The following is a 23,493-nucleotide window of genomic DNA, read 5'->3' as shown; positions in this document are numbered from 1 at the left end:
TATAAATTAGATTAAAGATGAAAAAAGGAATATTCATAATCGCCCTTTTATTTTCAGCTCAGATATTCGCTCAGGCGATTTATGAAGATGAAAGATACGTACCAGAAACAGATCCGTTGGTGTTAAAAAACTTAGACGAATGGCAAGGCAAAAAATTTGGTTTGCTAATGCACTGGGGAACTTACAGCCAATGGGGAATTGTAGAATCTTGGTCTATCTGCCCTGAAGATTACGGATGGTGTGAACGTAAAAAAGGAAGTAATCCATCTAATTATAATGATTATATTAAAGATTACGAAGGTTTAAGAAAGACTTTTAATCCTGTGAAATTTGATCCTGCAAAATGGGCTAAAGCGGCTAAATATGCTGGAATGAAATACATGGTTTTCACTACAAAACACCATGACGGATTCAATATGTATGATACTAAATATTCTGATTACAAGATTACTAGTAACGATGTTCCTTTTCATACCAACCCTAAAGCTGACGTTTTAAAAGAAATTTTCAACTCATTTAGAGGAGAAGGTATTTCAACAGGAGCTTATTTCTCTAAACCAGACTGGCACAACGAAAACTACTGGGATCCTTATTTTCCTCCATTCGACAGAAACGTAAATTACGATCCGTCATTATACCCAGAAAAATGGCAGAAATATGTAGATTTCACTCATAACCAAATCTTAGAAATCTTAACAAACTACGGTAAAGTTGATATTTTATGGTTAGATGGTGGATGGGTTAGAAAAAGAGACCAAGTGAACATCAAAGAAAACTACGACGAGAAGTTTACTGAAAACGAATCTAAAAATGGTTTTATCAAACACAGAGTGGTAGATCAAGATCCAAAAATGGATGAATTGGTAATTAAAGCGCGTCAAAAACAACCAGGTTTAATTGTTGTAGATAGAGCTGTTCACGGTAAAAACCAAAACTATTTAACTCCAGAAGGACGTGTTCCTGCTAAAACTTTGCCTTATCCTTGGGAATCTTGTATTCCAGCTGGCGGCGGATGGTCTTATTCTCCAGGGGCTCAGTACATGACAGGAAGACAAGGAATTCATTTATTGATTGATATTGTGGCTAAAGGTGGAAACTTATTATTAAACGTTGCTCCAAGTCCAGAAGGAGAATGGGATAAGGGAGCTTACGATTTATTGCAAGCTTACGGTGACTGGATGAAAGTAAACAGCACAGCGATTTACAACACAAAACCAATCGAACCTTATAAAGAAGAAAATATTTGTTTTACACAAAATAAAGCTGGAAATGTATTTGCATTTTATTTAGCTAAAGAAGGAGAAGATAAAATTCCTGCTGAAGTTACGGTAAAAGCTATCAGTCCTAAAAAAGGAACAAAAATTACGATGTTAGGTTCTAAAACTTCTTTAAAATGGACTAAAGAAGGAAACGGATTTAAAGTAATTATTCCGGAAAGTTTAAGAAATAATCTTCCTGCAAAAGAAGCGTGGGCTTTAAAAATCGAAGCGATCAACAGATAAAAATGAAGCCTATGGTTTTAAATATTAAAAATAAAATGAAAACAGCATGTATTCTATACATGCTGTTTTTTAGCATTACGATTTTTGCGCAGGAACCTGCCGATTTCGTTAATCCGTTTATTGGAACTTCCAATTATGGGGCAGCATATCCGGGTCCAATTGCACCGCGCGGAATGGCAAGTATTAGTCCGTTTAATGTGGCTGGAGTAAAAAATACTCCAATGGAAAAAGACAGTCAATGGCTTTCGAATCCGTATGTGAATGAGAATACTTTCTTGACTGGATTTAGTCAGGTGAATTTAAGCGGTGTTGGCTGTCCGGAATTAGGCGTTATTTTATTGATGCCAACGACTGGAGCAGTAGAAATCGATCATTTAAAATACGGTTCTAGTTATTCGAATGAAGTTGCAAAAGCTGCTTATTATAGCGTAAACATCGACAAGTACAAAGTAAAAGGAGAATTCACTGCTTCAAAACGAGTTGGGATTAGCAGGTTCACTTTCCCGAAAGGGCAATCTAATATTTTGCTAAATCTTGGTTTAGGATTAACGAATGAAGAAGGCGCGATGGTAAAAGTCGTTTCTTCTACAGAAATTGAAGGAATGCGTTCAGTTGGTTCATTTTGTTACAACAGTCCAGAAGATGCTTACCCAGTTTATTTTGTGGCTCAATTTTCTAAACCTGCCGATAAATTCGGGGTTTGGAAAAAACCTGCGAAATACAACGGTGTCGAAGCACAATGGATGGGCTACAACGGAAAAGCGAGAATAATGGAAAATACCATTAAAACCGTAGTAGGTGATAGTATTGGAAGTTATTTTACATATAAATTCGACAAACAAGAAACGGTTGAAGTGAAGATTGGAATTTCGTACGTAAGTATCGAAAATGCTCGAGAAAACTTAGCAAAAGAAGTGGGTAACAGATCTTTTGACGCAATTTACAAAGAAACATACAACGAATGGAACGAAGAACTTTCTAAAATTTTGGTTGAAGGCGGTTCAAAAGAGGATAACACTATTTTCTACACGGCTTTGTATCATACTTTAATTCACCCAAACACTTTAAATGATATTAACGGAGAATATCCAGTAATCAAAAGAACTAAAATTGCTAAAACCAAAGATACTCGTTATACCGTATTTTCTTTGTGGGACACGTATAGAAATGTCCATCCGTTAATGTCTTTGGTTTATCCAAAACAGCAATCGGATATGGTAAAAAGTATGTTGGATATGTTTGATGAAAACGGCTGGTTACCCAAATGGGAACTGAATTCGACTGAAACTTTTACTATGGTTGGAGATCCTGCAAGTATTGTAATTACAGATACTTATATGAGAGGAATTCGTGATTATGATGTTAATAAAGCCTATTATGCGATGTTGAAAGGCGCAGATAATATTGAAAATAACCCGCTTCGTCCTGGATTGAAAGATTACATAAAAAAAGGATATTTAACAACCGACAACAAAGGCCCAGTTTCTACAACTCAGGAATACAATATTTCAGATTATTCTATTTCGCTTATGGCCAACGAATTTGGGGATAAAGACAATGTAAAACGTTTTAAAGAACGTTCTTTATCCTACAGAAAATTATTTGATAAAAATCTGAATTTACTTCGTCCAAGAACGCCAGACGGAAAATGGTACGAGCCTTTTGATCCAAATTCAGGAGCTAATTTTGAAGAAAATGTTGGTTTTATCGAAGGAAATGCATGTCAATATGCTTTTATGGTTCCTCACGACATTATCGGATTGAAAAAATTAATGGGCGGTGATATACCATTTTCGGCACAATTGCAGAAAATCTTCGATAGTAAACAATTTGATATGGCAAACGAACCAGACATTGCCAATCCGTATTTATTTAATTATGTGAAAGGCGAAGAATATAAAGCGCAGGATATGGTAAAGAAATTGGTTCGCGAATATTTCAAAAATGAACCAAAAGGATTGCCAGGAAATGATGATACCGGAACCATGTCGGCCTGGTTGGTGTATTCGATGATGGGAATTTATCCAATATCGCCGGGGGATCCAATTTATACCATTACAACGCCAATGTTTCATAGAGTGACAATCAAATTAGATCCAAGATATTATAAAAAAGAAAGCATCATCATTGAAAGACAAGAAAATAATGGTGGAAAAATCAATTCGATTGAGCTAAACGAAAAATCACTTAATACTTTTTTTATTTCGCACGATGCTTTTGTGAATGGAACTAAACTTAAAGTGATTCAAAACTAAACACACACAACAATGTTACAATTAAGAATGAGGAAAACGGCCATTATTTTTGTAATGGCTGTTGGTTTTTTAAACCAAACCCACGCCCAGAAAAAGTATCCGTATCAGGATGCGAAATTACCAGTAGAAGAGAGAGTTCAAGACTTGCTAAGCCGTATGACGCTTGAAGAAAAAGTGCGTCAGATGGATATGTACAGAGGAGATTTTTTTAAAGATAAAGAAGATTTTGCAAAATCTAAATCGGCAGAAAAAATCGGGAAGTTAGGAATTGGAGCAATTCATGATCTTTATCCACGTTCAGCGAAAATGATCAATGATTTACAAACGAATGTAATTAAAGGAAACCGTTGGGGAATTCCGGCGCTGATTATGTGTGAAATGCTTCACGGCTATTTAGACGAAGGAAGTACCGCTTTTCCAATGAATATTGGACTTGGAGCAACTTGGGATATTGCTACGATGGACAAAGTGGGTAAAGTAATTGGTATGGAAGCCCGTGCTCATGGCGTTCATTTTGGTTTTGGACCAAACCTAGATTTAGGACGCGAGCCAAGATGGGGACGTGTTGCTGAAACTTTTGGTGAAGATGCTTTCCTGAATAGCGAAATTGGTTTGGCTTTCATTAAAGGATTACAAGGAGACGATTTAAAATCAGATCGTTCTATTATTGCAGAACCAAAACACTTTGCAGTTCATGGTATTCCACAAGCGGGAGGAAATTCTTCTCCGATTTTGGTTGGAGAACGTTCTGCAAGAGAAGATCATTTGCCATCTTTCGAAAAAGCATTTACAAAAGGCGGTGCTTTAGGAACAATGTGTGCTTATTCTGAGTTAGACGGAATTCCTTGTGCAGCAAATCATTGGTTATTGACTGATGTTTTGAGAAACGAATGGGGTTTTAAAGGTCTTGTAGTTTCAGATTTGGGAGCTATTAAATACATTCAAACAACTCACAAAGTGGCAGATTCCCCAAAAGATGCTATTAGAGAAGCGGTTTCGGCTGGTGTTGATATGCAGTTTTATGATTTTTCAAACGAATTCTGGCAAAGTACAGTTATTGAATTAGTTAATGAAAAGAAATTGACAATGGAAAATATTGACCGTGCGGCGGGAGCAGTTTTACGTTTGAAATTCTTATTAGGATTATTTGAAAATCCGTACACAGATAAAAATCTAATTAAAGAGCGTTTTCATACTAAAGAAAATCAAGCAGTTGCTTTAGAGGCTGCTCAGAAATCGATGGTTTTATTGAAAAATGAAAACAACACTTTGCCTTTAAGCAAAAACTTGAAAAATATTGCGGTTATCGGACCAAATGCAAATGCTTCAAGAATGGGAGGTTATGCTCCTAAAAATAGTGTTGGAGTAACTGTTTTTGAGGGAGTTAAAGAATTGGTTGGAAAAACAGCTAATGTAGTTTATGAGGAAGGTGTTCCATTAATTGTAAAAGGACAAATTATTCCATCTAAATATTTATTTACTCCAGACGAATCTCAAAACGGATTAAAAGGAGAATATTTCAATAATAGAGAATTAGAAGGAACTCCAGCGTTGACTCGTATCGACAGTCAATTAGAGTTTGACTGGCCTTGGGCTCCTGGTGATGGTGTTAACGTAGATGATTTTTCTATCAGATGGACAGGATTCTTAAAATCAGATCAAGCACTTGACGGATGGTTAGGTTTAAGTTCTGATGACGGAATCAGAATGTATATTGATGACCAATTGGTTATTGATAACTGGACAAAAGGAGCGACAAGTATGGTGACAGTTCCAAAAAACATCGAAAAAGGGAAGAAATACAAAGTCCGCATTGAAATGTGGGAAGGAGGCTGGGGAGCCAGAGCTCATTTCCGTTGGAACTTAGAAAAAGTAAACTTACAGCCAGCAATAGAAGCAGCTAAAAAAGCAGATGTTGCGATTGTAGTTTTAGGAGAATCTAACGAATTGGTAGAAGAAAATAGAGATGTTGCTTCTTTAGACTTATTCGGAATCCAGCAGCAATTGATTGAAGAGATCAAGAAAACAGGAACTCCAGTAGTTTGCGTATTATTAAACGGTCGTCCGCTTTCTACTAACTGGATTGCTGAAAATATTCCTGCGGTTCTAGAAGGATGGTTCCCAGGGGAATTTGGAGGAAGAGCAGTGGCTGATGTTTTATTTGGAGATTACAATCCGGCTGGAAGATTGCCAATTACAGTTCCAAAATCAGTTGGACAGTTACCTATATATTATAATCAAAAACCATCAGCTATTCATAAATATGTAGCAGAAAGCGAGCATCCTTTATATTCGTTCGGTTACGGATTAAGTTATACGAAGTTTGAATATTCTAATTTAAAACTGAATACTACTGAAATTAAACCAAACGGAGAAGTAAAAGTTTCTGTTGATGTTAAAAATGTTGGTGACAGAGATGGGGATGAAGTGGTACAATTATACATTAATGATGTTTACAGCAGCACAACTACGCCAGAAAAAACATTAAAAGGATTCAAAAGATTAAATATCAAAAAAGGCGAAACTAAAAATGTTGAATTTACACTTACAAAAGATGAGCTATCTCTTTGGAACAGAGAAATGAAGCGCGTTGTAGAGCCTGGAGATTTTGAAGTTATGGTAGGAGGAAATTCGACCGATTTACTTAAAACTAAATTCAAGGTTTTGAACTAAAAACCCAAAAACGCCGAAGATTTTTCGGCGTTTTTGCTTTAAAAAAATGAATACAATTATAAAAGGTCAAAATCTATTAGATAAATAGAGTTTTGGTCTTTAAAATAAGGCAGAGTTGGATTACAAATGAAAACGTTTTCTTTCAATTTTCGACCAAACTTTCACCAACACCTTTTCAAAATTGTCATTTGTCGAAATAATGTATTGTTAACAAAACGTATTCTTAAATTTAACATGTTATTAACTCTAAAAAAACAACTAATATGATTAAAAACGTACTAAAGTTACTGTTTGTCATTTGCCTTTTCGGGTTCCAAAGCCTGGAAGCGCAGACAACAGTAAAAGGAACGATAACAGATGCTCAAAGTGGAATTCCGATTCCTGGAGCAAATATTATTGTTAAAGGAACTAAAACAAGTGCTTCGTCAGATTTTGATGGAAAATACAGCATCAGTGTTCCAAATCAATCTTCAGTTTTAGTATTTACTTATGTAGGATCTGCTACAAAAGAAGTTGCTGTTGGATCTCAAACTACAATCAACGTGTCTTTAGGTGCAGACACACAACAATTAGGAGAGGTAGTTGTTACTGCTCTTGGTATTAAAAGAGAGAAAAAAGCAATTACTTATTCTGCACAAAACGTTTCAGTAGACGAATTGTCAGAAGCAAGATCATTAAACGTTGCCAACTCACTTTCTGGTAAAGTGGCAGGTCTTAACTTCTCTACAACTTCAAATGGTGTTGGTTCTTCTTCTAGAATTACTTTAAGAGGTAATAGATCTCTTAACGGAAACAACCAACCTTTATATGTAGTAGATGGTGTGCCAATTAGTAACGGAACAACAACATCTAATCCTGATATTGATACAGGAGGTACTACACAGCCAGATGGTATTTCTAACATTAACCCTGAAGATATTGCTTCGATGACAGTTCTTAAAGGACCATCTGCTGCGGCTCTTTACGGATCTAGAGCATCAAATGGTGTAATCGTTATTACAACTAAATCTGGTAAAGCTGGAAAAACTTCAGTTTCGTTATCATCTAACTTTATGGCTTCTTCAGCTTATAACTTGATGAATTTACAAAACGAATACGGACAAGGAACAAACGGAGCTTATGTTGCAAACTCTTCTTCAAGTTGGGGAGGTAGATTAGACGGAAGTCAAGTTTCTAACTGGCAGTTGGTTCGTAATCCAAATTACGCTGGACCAGCTACACAAAGCTATTCTCCACAGCCAAACAACGTTATTGATTTCTACAAAACAGGTTATAACTTAGCAAACACTTTAACAGTTACTGCTGGTAACGAAAAAGCACAAGGTTATTTCTCATATACTAACACTCGTGCTGAAGGTATTGTTGGAGGAAACAAAATGGATAGACACAATCTTAACTTAAGATTGACAAGCAAAATCTCTGATAAATTATCTTTAGATGTAAAAACAAACTACATCGTTCAAGATATAGATAACTTATTGAGAACTGGTGAAGAGTCTATCGGAACATCTGCATATTTATTACCTCGTAGTATTGCATATAACGATTATAAAAACTTCGAATATTTTGATGCTGCTGGACAAAGACAAGTAAACTATTTCCTTGATGAAACTGGAGCTCCTGGTGGAAACCCATTCTGGTCTGCTTTAAGAGATGATGCTCGTACAGACAAAAGAAACAGATTTATTGGTTTAGCGTCTCTTAAATATGAGATCACAAAAACATTAAGCTTACAAGGTAGAGCTGGTTTAGACCAAATGACAAACAGAAACGTAAGAAACAGATACGCTACAAATGCATTCAACAGTAACATGGGTTCTTATAGCGAATCTTACGAAACTGTTAGCGAATTAAACGTTGATGCTTTACTTTCTTATAACGAGAAATTTGGAGATTTTTCTGTTGGACTTAATGCTGGTGCGAATGCATTGCAACAAAATAGTTCAGCTTTAGGTTCTGGTGGTGTGTTAAGTAAAAGAAACTACTTCGCATTATCAAATGTTCAGACAATTACGGCTAGTTCTACAGCTTCAAATAAAAGAATCAATTCAGTTTACGGATTTGGTCAACTTGGTTTCAGAAACTATTTATTCTTAGATGTAACAGCTAGAAATGACTGGTCTTCTACTTTACCAACAGATTATTTCTACCCATCTTTTGGTCTTTCTGGAGTTCTTTCAGATATGTTTACATTGCCAGAAGTAATCAGTTTTGCAAAAGTTAGAGCTTCTTACGCTGAAGTTGGTAACGATACAGATCCTTATCAAACACAACAAAGATTCTCTTACATTGGAGGAAACGGTGGTATGTTATATGGACAAAGCACAAAAGCAAATCCAAACTTAAAACCAGAGATTTCTTCTTCTACAGAGTTTGGTGCTGATATTAGATTCTTCAACAACCGTTTAGGATTAGATTTCACGTATTTCAATTCATTAACTAAAAACCAAATTTTCTACATCAATACACCTGAGTCTTCTGGGTATTCAAGAGCAGTTGTAAATGGTGGTGATATTCAAAATAAAGGTATCGAGCTTACTTTAACAGCAACTCCAATTCAAACAGAAAACTTTACTTGGGATATTACAGCAAACTACGCTTCTTATAAATCTAAAGTAAAATCTATTTATGATGGAAGAGATGAGTTAGTTTTAGGTGAAGGACGTTTAGTTAGAAGTAAAGTTGTTCAAGGTGGAGAATATGGTGACTTATATACTAAAGGTTTCCAAAGAGATCCAAATGGTAATATTATCGTAAGTAGCGCCGGTATTCCATTAGCAACAAACGGATTTGATGTTCGTGCTGGTAACTTTAACCCAGACTGGACAGCAGGTTTTAAAAACAATTTCAAATACAAAGATTTCTCTTTAAGCTTCTTAGTTGATTTCAGAATTGGTGGTGAAGTTATTTCATACACTCAAGCTAGACAAGCAGGTTTAGGGGTAAGCGATATTACTTTAGCAGGAAGACAAGGTGGAATAATTGTTGATGGTGTTGTTTCTAACGGAAATGGTACTTACTCTCCAAATACAGTAAGCATTAACGCAGAACAATATTGGACAGCTATCGGACAAAGAACTCCAATTGCAGAGCCATTTATTTATGATGCTACAAACATCAGATTAAGAGAACTTGTTTTTGGTTATTCATTGCCAAAACGTATGTTAAATAATTCAGGTTTTACAAGTATTGACTTCTCTTTAGTTGGTAGAAACTTATTCTTCTTCTTAAACAAAGCTGAACACTTTGATCCAGAAGCAGGAGCAGGTACAGGTAACTTACAAGGTATTGAATCTTTCAACATTCCTTCAACAAGAGATTACGGAGTTAATGTTAAATTTGGATTTTAATTAAAAAAGAGACATCATGAAATATAGTTTTAAAATAAAAACATTAGGAGTTGCATTAATGGCAGTTTCGATTTTATCAAGCTGTACTGGCGATTTTGATGAAATAAACAAAGATCCTAATTCATTGACTGAAGATCAGTTAGATGCTACATTGGCTGGTCCTTCATTTGCATCTGCATTGTATGCAGGTATTCACAACGGATCTTATTCTTCTCCAGGTGTAGATGATCAAGGTACTTGGGGTATTGCTACAGGTATTTTGTCTTCAACTTTTATTCACTACTTAAACTGTGGATACGGAACAGAAAGAAATGCTTTTGTGAATGGTTACGAAGGTAGAGGATGGTTAAGATTTTATACAGTTGCTGTACCAGCTTTGAAAAATGCTTTAGTAGCATCTGAAGGAAATGCGGAAGCTACGGCTGTTCTTAAAATCTGGAAAGTTTTTATGTACAACCAAATGGTTGATGCTTACGGACCAATTCCTTACACAGAAGCAGGAAACGGAAAAGAAAAAGTTCCTTACGATAGCGTAGAATTTATTTACGAAGATTTCTTCAAATTGTTAGATGAAGCAAATGCTACATTATCTTCTTCTTCAACAGCTACTGTAGCTTCTCTTTCTCCAAACGATAGAGTTTATGCTGGAAGTGTTGACAAATGGAGAGTTTTCGGAAACAGTTTAAGATTACGTCTAGCTTTAAGAATTTCTGATAAAGATCCAGCTAAAGCTAAAACTCAAGCAGAAGCTGCTGTAGCTGCAGGAGTTATGCAAACAAATGATCAAAGTGCATTCTTTAAAGCAAGTAACATTACTCCAAACAATTTAAATATGATTGTGAATAGCTGGGGTTATGTAATGACTTCTTCTATGGAAAGTATTTTAGTTGGATACCAAGATCCACGTTTATCAAAATGGTTTGCGCCAATTGCTACTGGAGTTTATAGAGGTAATCCAGTTGGAGGTTTAGAAGATCAGTTTGGAACTACAGAATTCTCTAAATTCAATAATGAGATTATGGGTAATGGTTCTGCTAATACAGTTAGTGAAACTAAAAACATCGAAATCTTTATGGCTTCTGAAAACTACTTGAGTAGAGCAGAAGGAGCTTTAAATGGATGGAACATGGGCGGAGATGCTAAAACTTTATACGAAACAGGTATTAGATTATCTCTTGCACAATGGGGAATTACTGATGTTGCTGTAGTTAACGCTTATATCAACGGATCTACATTACCAACATTACCAAACATTTTAACAGTTTACCCAACATTAGATTTAAGAGATATCCCAGTTAAATTGCCAGTTGCTTGGTCTGCTTCAGTTGCTAACCAACGTACGCAGATTGCGGTTCAGAAATACCTAGCAATTTTCCCAGAATCTTGGGAAGCTTGGGCTGATTTACGTAGAAGTGATGCTAAAGTTATCTACCCAGTTTTAAATACAGATAATACGGATGCTGGAGTTGGTAAGTCTTTAATGAAAAGAATTATTTACACAACAAATGAGTACTCATCAAACAAAGAGGCAGTTGATGACGGTATCGTGAAATTAGGCGGTGCAGATTCAGGTGGAACTAGACTTTGGTGGGACACAAAATAATTAATTTGGTAAAGTAAAAGATCAATAGATTTATTACTTGAGCAGAAGGAGAGGTAACTCTCCTTTTGTTTTATATAGAAGTCAGTGAATTTTTGCCCCAACTTTAATTCATAACAAAACAATATTAATTTTCAGGACAATAAAATGATTTTAAAAACAAAATATACTAAAGCAGTTTTAATAGTTGTTTTTCTTTTTTCGAATGCAATTAAAGCTCAAAAAGCGGTTAATATAGAAAGCAGTTATATCGCAGATCCGCCAGTAACGACTAATAGCCACGCTTCAACTTTAGTAGAATACAAACCAAACGAAATTTTAGCAGCTTGGTTTGGCGGAAAATATGAAGGTGCAAAAGATGTCGGAATTTACATTTCAGCTTATAAAGAAAAAAAATGGTCTGCACCAAAAGAATTGATTCAACCTTTAATTAAAAACGGAGATACTTTGCCGTGTTGGAATCCTGTATTATTCAAAAGTAAAAGTCAGAATTTGTATTTGTTTTATAAAATTGGAAAAAATCCGAGAGAATGGTTTGGCGCTATGATTGTTTCAAAAGATAATGGAACAACCTGGGGAGAACCTAAATATCTTCCGGATGGCATTTTAGGTCCAATTAGAAACAAACCAATCGAAACTACTCCAGGCGTAATTTTATGCGGAAGTAGCACAGAAAGTGTCAATACAGACGAATGGCGCGTACATGTTGAAGAATATACCGAAGCAACTGATTCTTGGAAAAAAATTAAAGTAGAAAACAATCAAAACTTTGATATTATTCAGCCAACATTTCTAATTCATGGTACGAGCGATATTCAAATGTTATCACGCAGCAAACACAATAGAGTAGTTTCGAGCTGGTCTGGAGATAACGGAAAAAGCTGGATTAGAACCAGCAAAATAAACGTTGTCAATTCCAATTCAGGAATCGATGCCTTAACAATCAATAAGAACTTATTTTTATTAGTAAACAATCCGCTTCCAATTGGAAAAGACTGGTTTAACGGACGAAATATTTTAGATGTTGAATACTCTAAAGATGGTTTAAACTGGTCTAAATTATTTGATTTAGAAAAAGAAGAAAAAGGCGAATTTAGTTATCCTGCCATTATCCAAACAACAGACAAAAGAATACATGTTTTATATACTTACGATAGAAAATATATTAAACATACTTCTTTTGATTTATAAGATAATAGTACGCTGATAAAACGGATTCACTTCATGAAAACGCTGATTTTTACGGATTTTTTTATTCTATTTTTTTTAAAAAAAAATCCGTGTTCATCCGCGTCTTTGCAAAGCAAATCCGTTTCATCCGTGTCTCATTTCTAGAATACAATTATGAAATTAAAACTTCTTTTTGCAACAGTATTTTTTTATTGCACTTTCGTGAATGCACAAAAGGCGAAGACCTTTTACAAACACGATAAATATTTGTCTTCAGATAAATTAGAAGGTCGTTTTCCTGGAACAAAAGGAAATAATGAAGCGGCGGCTTATATTCAGAAGTACTTTAAAAAATATGGTTTAAAAGAATTCAGCAATTCCTATTATCAGCCTTTCAAAATTTTTGTAAAAGAAGGAATCAATAAGATGAAATCCGATAGCGTTTCGACTCAAAATGTTTTAGGTTTTGTAGAAGGTTTAGATCCAAAACTGAAAAATGAATATATCGTAATCGGAGCACATTACGATCATTGGGGTTGGGGCGGACAAGGTTCAGGAAGTAAAAAGAAAGATGCGTTTGCGATTCATAACGGTGCCGATGACAATGCTTCGGGAGTTTCGGCTTTGCTTTGCATTTTAGAAGAAATTTCAAAGCAAAAAATAAAAACTAAACGCAGTATTATTTTTATTTCGTTTAGTGGAGAAGAAGAAGGATTATTGGGATCGAAGTATTTCATCAATCATTTGCCAGTTCCAAAAGAAGCTGTAAAAGTAATGTTGAATATGGATATGGTCGGAAGACTAAATGATAAAAAAGAGCTTTATATGGGCGGTGCAGGAACTTTCCCGAACGGAGTTGAACTGATGCAAAAATTAAAAGAAAACAGCGGATTAAATCCAGTAATTCATGCTGGTGATGTTGGCGGTTCAGATCATGTTTCTTTTTATAAAGAATCCATTTCTGCGGTTGGTTTTCACACAGGCGGGCATACGCAATATCATACTCCCGATGACGATATCAATCTGATTAATTCAGATGGAGGAGCATTAGTGTCAAAATATATTTATAATGCACTCACACAAATTGCCAATTACGAAGATGCTTTGTTTTTCATTAAACAAAATTAAAAACAAAGTGATTTTCAGTCAAAAATAAGTTAGTTGAGTTTTGTTTGAAAAAGGCGGTATCTATTAAATGTTATAGATACCGTCTTTTACTTTAAAAGCCCATGAAGCCATTGCATCAATTACGGGTAAAAGTCCTGTTCCCGCATTGCTTAATCTATAAGTTACAAAAGGTGGCACAACAGGTTTCGCTTCACGTATAACCAAACCATCTGCTTCTAATTGTTTTAAATGCTGAATGAGCATTTTTTCTGTAACTGCCGGAATAGCTCTTTTTAATTCGCTATAACGTTTATCTCCAGTCGATAAATGATAGAGAATAATAGGTTTCCAATAACCTCCAATTTTCTCCATAACAAAAGTTACAGGACATTTTTCTAAAGCATATTGCTTGTTTTCCTGAATAGTAGACGATTCTTTAATTGCTGTCATAATACATACTTTAGGGTAAGTACTTGTATAAAAGTAAGTACAAAGATACCTTTGTAATGTTAAATAAAAAAACATTTAAAGATGAAAATTATAATTTCAGGTTCATTAGGAAATATCGGAAAGCCTTTAACGGCTCAATTAGTTAAATCGGGACACGATGTAACGGTTATTAGCAGCAATGCAGATCGTAAAGAGGCAATCGAAAACTTAGGCGCAAAAGCTGCAATTGGATCAGTAAGTGATGCTGATTTTCTTTCTAAAACTTTCGAAAATGCAGATGCGATTTTTGCTATGACGCCTCCAAATATGGGTGGCGTAAATATCATTCAAAATACTACAGATGCTGGCTACGCTTTCGCGAAAGCGATTCAAGCTGCCAAAATTAAAAGAGTAGTTATGTTAAGCAGTATTGGCGCCGATTTACCAACAGGAAATGGACCAATTGCGGGTTTGTATAACATCGAGAAGATTTATGAGAAATTAGACACTTCTATTACGTTTTTAAGAGCGGGTTATTTCTACTTTAATTTCTTTAACGATATTCCGATGATAAAAGGAGCAGGGATTATGGGAGCTAATTTTCCAGTATCAAACCGAATTCCGTTAGTGCATCCAGAAGATATTGCTTGGGCTGCAGCCGAAGAATTGCAAAAATCACAAGAAGGGCAAAATGTTCGTTACATAATTAGTGATGTTAAAACTCCTTCAGAAATTGTAAAAGCATTTGGAAACGCTATTTCAAAACCAGAACTTCCTTGGGTTGAATTTACAGATGAACAATATTTTGAAGGAATGACACAAGCTGGAGTTCCAGAAGAAATGGCTGGTTTATATACCGAAATGGGAGCAGGTTTAAAAAATGAAACTATTGCGGCAGATTTTCTTAGTAATGATGGAAATATTGAAGGAAAAATTAAATTAGAGGATTTTGCAAAAGAATTTGCTTCAAAATTCTAATCATAAAAAAAACATTCCGCTTACTATAAATAGAAGCGGAATGTTCAATTAAAAAAAAACTCAAGTGATGAATTACATACAGTTTGTAATCATAACTGTATAATTTTTAGAATACACCAATATAGTGGTTTCCTGGTTTGTTAACCAATTTGGCACCTTTAGTAACTTTTCCTGTTGGAATATCAATTACATAAATGTTACCGTCTTTTCCAACTGGAGTAACAGCGATGTAGAAGTTGTTTCCATCAACAACAAAACCTTGATATTGACCGAAATTTAAATCAGCATCGTAAGCAATATCTTGTACTTTTTGAGCTGTTCTTGCATTCAAATCTAATCTTGCTAAGAAACCTTGCTCAGTTCCTTCGTGAGTATAAACAGCATAAGCAATTCCGTTTCCAACATATCTCCAAGCATCGATGTAAGAACCTTTAATTCCTAAAGCTGAATCTAAACTGAATACATAAGAGTTGTCATATTCGTTGCTTTGATTAATTTTTAAGATATAAGAACCTTTTTGAGTATCTCTTTGAGTTGCTTGATAAATGTTTCCATCTGTAGCCACAAAACTGTTGAAACTTCTGTATCCGCTTGTATCACCAAATCCTACAGTCGAAGTAATCACTTTTGGATTTTCTAATGAAGGATAATCAACAACAACAGATTTAGATCCTAAACGAGTAAATGAACTTTCGTTTGTTGCAGGATTAGCTGGATTAGATTTACGCATCCAAGTTCCGATAATTAATTTGTTTCCAGCTTTGTTTAATGTTGGAGCATCTAAACGGAAAATGTGGTGTCCAAGTGCTTCTTCTTCAGCTGTCAAAGGAATTTGATATTGTTTGTAAGCTGAGATTAAAGTCTGTTGCATATCTAAAGAAAGAACAGTCGCAATACCTCTTGTGTTTTTGTATGTTTTATCTTCGTTAGTGCTTACAACTGGAGTCGCAACGTTTACCGCTACACCTGTTTTATCTCCGTCGAAAAGTTTTACCCATCTTGGTGAAGTTCCAGCGTATTGAGAAATATTAACCTTTGCTGTAGATTCTGCAAAATTGTTTCCTCCGTTTACTTTGTAAGTCATGAATTCACCTCCGTTAGCACCTGTATAAGTGATATTGAAAAGTGTGCTTCCGTCTACAGAAGATTGCAAACGAGCAGTTCTGCTTGATTGTACAGGAGAACCATTTGCATAAACATCTACAGAAAAGTTTGGGTCAATAGCGTTTTCTTTACTAATAGCATAAACTCTTGTTCCACCATTTCCATCACCTGGATCAGTCTGCATTAAAGCTCCAGCTACAGTAATCCAACGACCGTCTGTTACTGGATTTACTGGGTCTGCACTTTTATTATCGTCACTGCTACAAGCTGTACTTAGCGCTAATGCACCAAATAATAAGCTTGAGGTAAATAATTTAAATGTGTTCTTTTTCATTTTTATTTCATTTAAAAATTAGTTATTTATTGATTTTAAAATTTATTAAGGTTATAATTAACTTTCAAGTAAAAAGCTCTTCCCGGTTTTTGCGCGGCAAAGTTGTCGTAAACCTGTTCGTCTAGAATATTTCGGGCATCAAAACTTACCGTGAATTGCTTGTTTGGAAAAACATAGCTTAATCCTAAATCTTGAGGAAATTGCGCTGTAGTTCTATCCACTTCTAGCCAAGAAGTGTAAAATGGCGCTACATAACCACAGTAGTAATACAGATTAAGTTCTGATTTACTTTGAATTACATTTCTAAAATTATATTGAAGATTTCCGTTGATGGTGAAATAAGGCTCGTTTGGCAATTGTTTGTTGTAGTGAACCAATATGTTTCCGTTTGAATCGTATTTGTCTTTGTATAATGAATTGAATTTTGAAAGATTCATACCTGCAAAAAAGCGATTGTTGTATGTGTATTGAATAGAAGTTTCAAAACCAACAGATTGCGCTTCACCCAAATTGACAAAAGGAGATGCCTGTATAGCTTCATTTAAACGGTCACTAATCTGACGTACAATTTTACCTTTTGTATTTCTCCAAAAACCATTTCCTGAAACAGTAATTTTATGATTGTTAAGATCGTAAGGTCCAAATCTGAAACCTGCATTGAAATTATTGCTTTGTTCCGGACCTAAACTAGGATTGCTTATAATGTTTTCGCCAGGACTTCCGAAAATTTCATTTTCATTTGGCAATCTGATTGCTTTTTCAGCAGAAAACATAAACATTACGTCACGAAAAAGCGCATAAGAACCAGCGAAACCGTAACCTGTATAATTAATTCTTTTTGATAGAATATTTTCTTTAACAACACTCTGTCCGTTCTCTGTTACAACAGTTGGAGTAGTTTGCTCAGTTTTCATACTATAATTTTTGACAAAAGGATTGGCTCTCAAACGAGATTTAAAAGCAGATATTTCGTAAGAAAAAGAAGAAACTGTTTTGGCTAAATCTCTTGTAACAATGAAATTTCTAGTAATTTCGGGCAACATTTCATCCAGATCATTTCGATCTAAAAAATATGTCATCACATTTACCATTACTCTTTGATTTTCTGTAATGTTATACGTTAAACCTGCACGAGTATTAAAAATGTCCGATTTCATGTGATTAATCGTCGGAGCTCCTTGTTGTGCGCCAGTATTGCTTAAAATTGGTGTTCCGTATAAACCAAGTGCTTTTTCGCCATTCCAATTATAATTCCATTTTACAGTATCATTAATCACATCATTTCTATGGCTGTAAACCGCTACAGCAGAAAAGTCAAGATTCTTAATAATGAAATCTTTCTTATTATAATTTAATGAAATCACATTTGCCATAGCTTCACTAAAACGACCTTTATAAGGTTTAGTCATATATTGACCATGCTGAATCTGATTGTAATCTTGAGAACCATTATAACTAATAGAAAAGTTATCTGCCCAATCAACATTGGTAAAACCAGCTTCCAATCTTCCTCCAAAAGAACGGTACATACTTTCGAATCTTTTCGCTCTAATATATTCGTAACGTCCGTTTGGTGCGATATTGTAAACAAATCTTCCCCAAACTTCGTAATCATTGTCTGAGTAATTTTGAAAAGCATTGGCTTTAATGGTAAATCCGTTTTTGTCTCTGAAAGTTGCATTTACGTTAGATTGTACGGTGTTGAATGAACCGTAAGAAACCGAAGCATTTAAACTATTTTTTGCTCCTTTTTTCAATACAACATTGATAGCTCCACCAAGAGAATCATCTGCTAAATATGCAGGAACAACTCCTTTAAAAACTTCAATTCTTTCAATTAAAGCAGGCGGAATACTATTTAAACTAAATGAAGCACCATAGGTTGAAATCGGAACTCCGTCAATAAAAATTCTAATAGCGTTTCCAGACATTCCGTTGATGTTGTACGTAACAGCAGAACCTAAACCTCCATTTTGTCTGATTCTCACACCACCTGAACGGTCTAGTAAATCGTTGGTTTGAAGATTTCTTTTTGCCGCTTCTTGTGTTTCGATAACATTTACAGCAAAGCCTTTTTCTATAATATCACGTTTGACGCTTTTTCTTTCAATACGAACTTCTTTAAGCGCTTTTGCATCTGTAATTTTTTCTAAATCAATGTTAATTTGCTGCGTCGGTTTATTTACAACAACATCAATCATTTTAGGTTTTGCTTCCATTGAGGAAGTTTCTAATTTGTAACTGCCGTAAGCAAGTCCTTTAATTTCATATTGTCCGTCTGAGTCTACGACAACATATATTTTTGTTCCTTTAATTTGAACTGCTGCTCCGAAAGCATTTTCGGTATGACCAAGGGTTACTTTTCCTGTAATTTTTCCGGTTTGAGACCAACCTGAAAGAGTTATGATTAAAAGGAGAGAAAGAGAGTAAAAAATTCTCATATGTTAGTTTACTGATTATTGGTCTGCAAACTTATATCATAATTTAAATTTAATCTAAATAAAGCAATTAGAAGATTATTAGAATTACGCGGAACTATTTTAATGTTTTTTTAATGTGTTTTTTAATTGTCAATTGTGAATTGTTAATTGTTAATTTTGAGTTCTGAATTGTCTTCCTGAGCGAAGTCGAAGGATTTTCGCAACGGATTTTAAAGTTTGTTTTTTAATCTCGTAAAGACGCCAAGTCGCAAAGTTTGTTTTGATAATTTGGTTTGATAAAATGAATTGCTTCCAGCTTTAGCTGGAGGCAATTCGAAATTTAAGCTTTGCGCCTCTGCGTCTTTGCGAGATTAAAATTATTATAGTGTAAAAATAAAGAATCACTTTGCGCGTATCCTTCGACTTCGCTCAGGAAGACAACTCACAATTAACAATTGAAAATTAATAATTAACAATTAATAATTAACAATTAATAATTTACAATTTATAAGCAAAGTTTTTCGATTTAATAACTTTTCCTTTATCCGTAATCATTAGACAACTATATTCAGGGAATTTTTGAAGTAAAAGCAAACCATCTTTCTGACCTAAAACCATCATAGAAGTACTTAATCCGTTGGCAGTTTCTGCATTTGGACCAAAAACGGTTACACTGCATAAACCAGTTGCAGGATATCCAGTTGCGGGATTTATAATATGCGAATAGCGTTTTCCATTAAAAACAACAAATTTTTCATAATTACCAGAAGTTGTGACAGCGCCTTCTTTTAATGGAACAGTTCCAATTAATTTTTCAGGATGAAACGGATTTGTAATTCCGATTTTCCAATCGTTTCCGTTGGGCTGTTTTCCCCAAGTGCTCATATCGCCAGAACCGTTTATAATTCCGGCTTGAATGCCTTTTTCGAGCATCATTTTACGGCATTTATCGGTCGCATAACCTTCGCCCAAAGCGCCAAAACCAATTTTCATTCCTTTTAGTTTTAGAAAAATGGTCGAATTGATACTATCCAGAATAATATTTTTGTAACCTACTTTTTCAACCGATTTTTTTATGGCTTCCGCCGAAGGCATTTCGGTCATAGAACCGTCGAATTTCCAAACGCGATCTAAAGCGGCGAAACTAACATCAAATGCACCATTGGTTATTTCAGAAAGTTTTATGGCTCTTTGTGCTAATTCAAAAACTTCACGATCTACTTTTACGGGTTTTATTCCCGCATTTTGATTTACTTCAGAAACTTGAGAAGTTGGTTTCCAGTCGGAGATTAAATTTTCAATTCTTGTAATTTCGGCAATAACTTCATTTATATTTTTTTCTGCAGAAAGAGAATCTTTATCTACAATGCTAATGTCAAATCGTCCGCCCATTAAAAGCGTTGTTCTTTTTCTTAAAACTTGCGAATTCATTGTAAAACAACAAGTCATCACAAAAAAGAATAAAATTTTATATAAAATCGATTTATACATAAAAATCAGTTTATTGTATTTAATGATGCTCCAGCGGAGCAATATATTTATAGCAATAAAATAAGCACCATTCATAAAGCTCCAGCGGAGCGATATAATTTTAGAGCATTTATGCCACCCCGTTGGGGCTTTGTTTCTACGTGAATTGAATTTAATCTATAAATATGTCATCCCTCCGGGATTCAAACAATTAATAATTGATAATTGATAATTGATAATTCATAATTGATAATTCATAATTATCAATTAACCATTAATAACAGTCCGTTAAAAATTGCTTATTTGCTTTATAATCTTCGAGTGTTTTCAAACCTTTTTCTAAAAGTAATTCTTCCAAAATAGTTTCGACATCATTTTGCATTGCTAACGAACCGCAAATCATAATAACGCCGCCTCTCTTCAATAAATTAGCAAAAAACAGCGCATCCCTTTTAATCAAATCCATCACATAAATATGTTCAGCTTCGCGAGATAAAGCGACATGAAAATTATCCAAATGCTCTTTTTGAATCATAATAGTGGCGAATTTTTTATAAGCCATTAAAGTTGGAGTTACCATTCTAAAACCGCTGTATAAATGCAATTCTTGTTTGATTTTATTCTGTTCAATCATTCCAAGGAAAGGCGCGATTCCTGTACCGTTCGAAATGAAAGCGACTTTTGAAGCCTTTTTAGGAAGATGAAAAGCTGGATTTTTAATAATTCTTGCTTTAATTGTATTTCCTGGCTCTAGATTATTCAAATATCCAGAACCTAATCCGTCAGGATGAAGTTTAACAACCAATTGAATATTTCCAGAATGATTTCCAATAGAGTAGAGGCGCTCTCTCGAATCGTTTGCGGGATAAATCGCCAATAAATCACCCGAACTGAATTTTGCTCTAGAATTTGCTCTTAAAGTCAGAATAAAAGTATGTTCAGTTTCAGAAATTGGTGTTTTATCTAAAACCATTAATTTTTGTAAACCTTTCGGAACATGGTTGTATAATGATGGAGTTGTTGACAATTGAATTCCGCTTTTAGCACTCCACAATTTTGCCCATTCTACAAATTCTACCGCCGATTTATCATTTACGGTTTGTAAATCTAAATAACGTTCTGTCCAATTTTGATTTTGTAAAAGCTGATCGATTTCAACAGCAAATCCGCAAAAATCTGGATATGCTTTAGAACCAAAACCAACTACAGAAAAGTTGATTTTTTGTTTCTGATTTTGCCTTTCTAATAAAGTTTTAAATTGCGTTCCGTTCGAAGGCGCATCTCCTAAACCATGCGTAGAAGAAAAAACAATAATATGTTCTGCTTTTGGATAAGCTGTAAATTTATTCAATTCGCTAATAAAAACTTTATGTCCGTGACTAATTAATTGCTTCTGAATTGCATTTGCAAACCTAAAAGAACTTCCATTTTCTGAACCAACCAAAAGTATAATTGTACTTTCGCTAGCTTTAAATTTATTTTTAATTCGGCTCGCTCTTCTTTTCAGAGTGATAGAGAATCCAGAATAAATGAAAAACAAAATATTAAGACAAGCAATAGCTAAAATTATAGCCCAAATACCGCTTATTCTTCCAGTATGCAGATCAAGACTCAATGCTGCATATTGCGCTGTCATTGGCGAAAGTTTTTCAGAAATTATAGCTCCAGTAACCTGATTTACTTCAACTTCGCGATCTTTCAATTCAATGATATAATATTCTTCAGGATCATCTGTAAATGGAAACTCGATTTTCTTTACATCAGATAATAAAGTCGTTTTAAAAATAGAAGCGGTTTTGGCTTTCGCCGAAAGTTCAGTTTTTACAGGTTTTGCTTTTTCTTCACCCATAAAAAAGTTGAATCTTTCTAACGATAAATAAGTTCCTGTAAGTGCAATAATTAAAATCGGAATCAAAGCCAATCTTCCTAAAAGCACGTGATAATATTGAGCAAAATATTCTTTGATTATTTTAGAAAAGAAATTTCGAATTCCACGTTGTCTTTTTAAAACAAGAACAAAACCAGATATTGATATTAATAACAAACAAAAAGAAATTACGCCCACAAAAAAACGTCCAGCTTCATGAAGAAATAGCGAACGGTGAAAACTAGTAATCCATTTAATGAATTCTGACTTTTTTATAGGAGTTCCTAATGCTTTTCCCGTTTTTGGATCAATGTATGCATTTACATCATTTCCGTCTGCATCGATTGCTTGTAGCGTCACAAATTGGTTGTAATCTACACTCAATTCGGTAATTTCAGGATACGCTTTCTTTAGAATAGGAAGTGTTTCTCCTAAAGTTATTTTACTGAAATTTTCTGCTTTATAAGGAAGTGTTTTTTCCTGAACCGCATCTACAGCGAGAATAATTCCGGTTACCGAAGCCAAAAGTAAAAATATAGAAGAAAATAAGGCCAAAGCCAAGTGTGCATAACGCCAAAAAGAAAGAGTCATTTAATTTATTCTAGAAATGTATTAAAATATTTAAAGCTTTGTCAAAGCTACAACTTTGACAAAGCTCAGATTTCAATTTTAAGCATAAATAAAAAGAATTCATGCCTATGAAAGTTAATAAATAATATACTAAATATTATATTTTGTTTAGCCTTACGTATTTGATATAACCTTTACCTTCTGTTTTATCAGCAAGCCCTTCAGTTGTAAGCGGAATTTCAAGATCGCTTACATAATATTTTTGGTCTTCTACAGCCGATTCAAAACGTAATTTATATCCTTTATTAATTTTAGAATTTTCAATTTCGATAGTTGTTACACTACGATCTCCGCCAGTAACAGAAGCACCTGTTTTTGCACTGATATCATCAGATTTTTGAGCAGTGTGAAATTTATTCCATTCTTTTAATGATTTGTACCATTTCTTATCATCGCCCATTACATAAAGCGTTTTTTCATACTCGCCGCTTGCATTCACTAAAGAAACAACGATATAGGCACCTTCTCCCATATAATTATTCATTTGAAGCATGCATTTGTATTTGCTAGATTGTGCTTGAGTTTGAAAAGAAAGTAAAAAGATAAAAGCGCTTGTAAGAGCAATTTTTAATATTGATTTCATAAAAATTATTTGTTTGTGTGG

The 23,493-nt window shown here is 34.4% G+C and carries 14 protein-coding genes; 8 read left to right on the top strand and 6 right to left on the bottom strand.

Features of this window, described 5'->3' with window-relative positions; genetic code table 11:
• Window positions 1-17: 17 nt before the first annotated feature.
• From NYQ10_RS17615 to NYQ10_RS17585, 7 genes are all read left to right on the top strand, one after another.
• A complete protein-coding gene (locus tag NYQ10_RS17615) occupies window positions 18-1,502 on the top strand; it encodes an alpha-L-fucosidase (RefSeq protein ID WP_289877536.1) in 1,485 nt (494 codons plus the stop codon).
• A 35-nt stretch (window positions 1,503-1,537) separates the two neighbouring features.
• Entirely contained in the window at window positions 1,538-3,757 is a 2,220-nt protein-coding gene (locus tag NYQ10_RS17610) for a GH92 family glycosyl hydrolase (protein ID WP_436836294.1), read from the top strand.
• Window positions 3,758-3,769: 12 nt separating this feature from the next.
• Window positions 3,770-6,430, top strand: a complete 2,661-nt coding sequence (locus tag NYQ10_RS17605) for a glycoside hydrolase family 3 protein (RefSeq protein WP_289877534.1) — start codon at window positions 3,770-3,772, stop codon at window positions 6,428-6,430.
• A gap of 263 nt (window positions 6,431-6,693) precedes the next feature.
• Window positions 6,694-9,780, top strand: coding sequence for a SusC/RagA family TonB-linked outer membrane protein (locus NYQ10_RS17600; protein WP_289877533.1), 3,087 nt, complete (start codon window positions 6,694-6,696; stop codon window positions 9,778-9,780).
• Window positions 9,781-9,796: 16 nt separating this feature from the next.
• Window positions 9,797-11,383: a SusD/RagB family nutrient-binding outer membrane lipoprotein gene (locus NYQ10_RS17595; RefSeq protein ID WP_289877532.1), complete on the top strand. Its 1,587-nt coding sequence runs from the start codon at window positions 9,797-9,799 to the stop codon at window positions 11,381-11,383.
• A gap of 144 nt (window positions 11,384-11,527) precedes the next feature.
• Window positions 11,528-12,571, top strand: coding sequence for a sialidase family protein (locus tag NYQ10_RS17590; protein ID WP_289877531.1), 1,044 nt, complete (start codon window positions 11,528-11,530; stop codon window positions 12,569-12,571).
• Window positions 12,572-12,724: 153 nt separating this feature from the next.
• Complete coding sequence (locus NYQ10_RS17585; protein ID WP_289877530.1) at window positions 12,725-13,678, top strand: M20/M25/M40 family metallo-hydrolase; 954 nt, start codon at window positions 12,725-12,727, stop codon at window positions 13,676-13,678.
• Between the two features lie 63 nt (window positions 13,679-13,741).
• Here NYQ10_RS17585 and NYQ10_RS17580 read toward each other — a convergent pair whose 3' ends face one another.
• Window positions 13,742-14,107 carry a winged helix-turn-helix transcriptional regulator gene (locus NYQ10_RS17580; protein WP_289877529.1) on the bottom strand — a complete coding sequence of 122 codons (366 nt, stop codon included), beginning with the start codon at window positions 14,105-14,107 and terminating at the stop codon, window positions 13,742-13,744.
• A gap of 81 nt (window positions 14,108-14,188) precedes the next feature.
• Between NYQ10_RS17580 and NYQ10_RS17575 the strand changes: the two genes are divergently transcribed.
• Window positions 14,189-15,064, top strand: a complete 876-nt coding sequence (locus NYQ10_RS17575; RefSeq protein ID WP_289877528.1) for an NmrA family NAD(P)-binding protein — start codon at window positions 14,189-14,191, stop codon at window positions 15,062-15,064.
• A 106-nt stretch (window positions 15,065-15,170) separates the two neighbouring features.
• On the opposite strand, the gene NYQ10_RS17570 is transcribed toward NYQ10_RS17575, so the two are convergent.
• From NYQ10_RS17570 to NYQ10_RS17550, 5 genes are all read right to left on the bottom strand, one after another.
• Window positions 15,171-16,502, bottom strand: coding sequence for a hypothetical protein (locus NYQ10_RS17570; RefSeq protein WP_289877527.1), 1,332 nt, complete (start codon window positions 16,500-16,502; stop codon window positions 15,171-15,173).
• Window positions 16,503-16,537: 35 nt separating this feature from the next.
• A complete protein-coding gene (locus NYQ10_RS17565) occupies window positions 16,538-18,943 on the bottom strand; it encodes a TonB-dependent receptor (RefSeq protein WP_289877526.1) in 2,406 nt (801 codons plus the stop codon).
• Window positions 18,944-19,420: 477 nt separating this feature from the next.
• Window positions 19,421-20,353 (bottom strand): FAD:protein FMN transferase, encoded by a 933-nt coding sequence (locus NYQ10_RS17560; RefSeq protein ID WP_289877525.1) that lies wholly within the window; start codon window positions 20,351-20,353, stop codon window positions 19,421-19,423.
• A 313-nt stretch (window positions 20,354-20,666) separates the two neighbouring features.
• Window positions 20,667-22,850 (bottom strand): PepSY domain-containing protein, encoded by a 2,184-nt coding sequence (locus NYQ10_RS17555; protein WP_289877524.1) that lies wholly within the window; start codon window positions 22,848-22,850, stop codon window positions 20,667-20,669.
• Between the two features lie 136 nt (window positions 22,851-22,986).
• Entirely contained in the window at window positions 22,987-23,472 is a 486-nt protein-coding gene (locus NYQ10_RS17550; protein WP_289877523.1) for a DUF2271 domain-containing protein, read from the bottom strand.
• Window positions 23,473-23,493 lie beyond the last annotated feature (21 nt).

Origin of the sequence: Flavobacterium johnsoniae (assembly GCF_030388325.1) — a bacterium.
GTDB lineage: Bacteria > Bacteroidota > Bacteroidia > Flavobacteriales > Flavobacteriaceae > Flavobacterium > Flavobacterium johnsoniae_C.
Note: the sequence above shows the minus strand (reverse complement) of the source record. Positions and strands in the feature narration are given on the sequence as shown.

Coding starts and splice junctions, on each gene's coding strand:
- NYQ10_RS17615 (WP_289877536.1), top strand. CDS start 18: ATGAAAAAAGGAATATTCATAATCGCCCTTTTATTTTCAGCTCAGATA.
- NYQ10_RS17610 (WP_436836294.1), top strand. CDS start 1,538: ATGAAAACAGCATGTATTCTATACATGCTGTTTTTTAGCATTACGATT.
- NYQ10_RS17605 (WP_289877534.1), top strand. CDS start 3,770: ATGTTACAATTAAGAATGAGGAAAACGGCCATTATTTTTGTAATGGCT.
- NYQ10_RS17600 (WP_289877533.1), top strand. CDS start 6,694: ATGATTAAAAACGTACTAAAGTTACTGTTTGTCATTTGCCTTTTCGGG.
- NYQ10_RS17595 (WP_289877532.1), top strand. CDS start 9,797: ATGAAATATAGTTTTAAAATAAAAACATTAGGAGTTGCATTAATGGCA.
- NYQ10_RS17590 (WP_289877531.1), top strand. CDS start 11,528: ATGATTTTAAAAACAAAATATACTAAAGCAGTTTTAATAGTTGTTTTT.
- NYQ10_RS17585 (WP_289877530.1), top strand. CDS start 12,725: ATGAAATTAAAACTTCTTTTTGCAACAGTATTTTTTTATTGCACTTTC.
- NYQ10_RS17580 (WP_289877529.1), bottom strand. CDS start 14,107: ATGACAGCAATTAAAGAATCGTCTACTATTCAGGAAAACAAGCAATAT.
- NYQ10_RS17575 (WP_289877528.1), top strand. CDS start 14,189: ATGAAAATTATAATTTCAGGTTCATTAGGAAATATCGGAAAGCCTTTA.
- NYQ10_RS17570 (WP_289877527.1), bottom strand. CDS start 16,502: ATGAAAAAGAACACATTTAAATTATTTACCTCAAGCTTATTATTTGGT.
- NYQ10_RS17565 (WP_289877526.1), bottom strand. CDS start 18,943: ATGAGAATTTTTTACTCTCTTTCTCTCCTTTTAATCATAACTCTTTCA.
- NYQ10_RS17560 (WP_289877525.1), bottom strand. CDS start 20,353: ATGAATTCGCAAGTTTTAAGAAAAAGAACAACGCTTTTAATGGGCGGA.
- NYQ10_RS17555 (WP_289877524.1), bottom strand. CDS start 22,850: ATGACTCTTTCTTTTTGGCGTTATGCACACTTGGCTTTGGCCTTATTT.
- NYQ10_RS17550 (WP_289877523.1), bottom strand. CDS start 23,472: ATGAAATCAATATTAAAAATTGCTCTTACAAGCGCTTTTATCTTTTTA.